The organism is Enterobacter sp. 725m/11, from assembly GCF_011683705.1.
Taxonomy (GTDB): domain Bacteria; phylum Pseudomonadota; class Gammaproteobacteria; order Enterobacterales; family Enterobacteriaceae; genus Enterobacter; species Enterobacter bugandensis.
Genome location: NZ_JAAQOK010000138.1, coordinates 1 through 232 on the forward strand (window position 1 = coordinate 1; position 232 = coordinate 232).

At 68.5% G+C, this 232-nt stretch carries 1 pseudogene; it reads right to left on the reverse strand.

The window, feature by feature from the left end:
• Window positions 1–232 (reverse strand): annotated as a pseudogene (locus HBA26_RS22765) (hypothetical protein); the annotation flags it as partial.

Sequence of the window (232 nt, forward strand, 5' to 3'; positions counted from 1 at the left end):
GGTTGGGGCGGTGATCGTCGCCGGCGCCGCTGTGGCCCAGCAGCCATTTGACGGGGCGCACGCTGGTTTCGTAGTGCATCAACGCGCGCTCGCTTTCGCCCATGCCGCGTGTGGCCACGCAGATCTGCGCGGATAGGAGCACCGGCTTGATCGCCTGGAACACCGGTCGGTAGCTGCGGGCGTCGTCCACCCACGGCATCACCAGGGTGCCGAGCAGGCCCCACACCATACC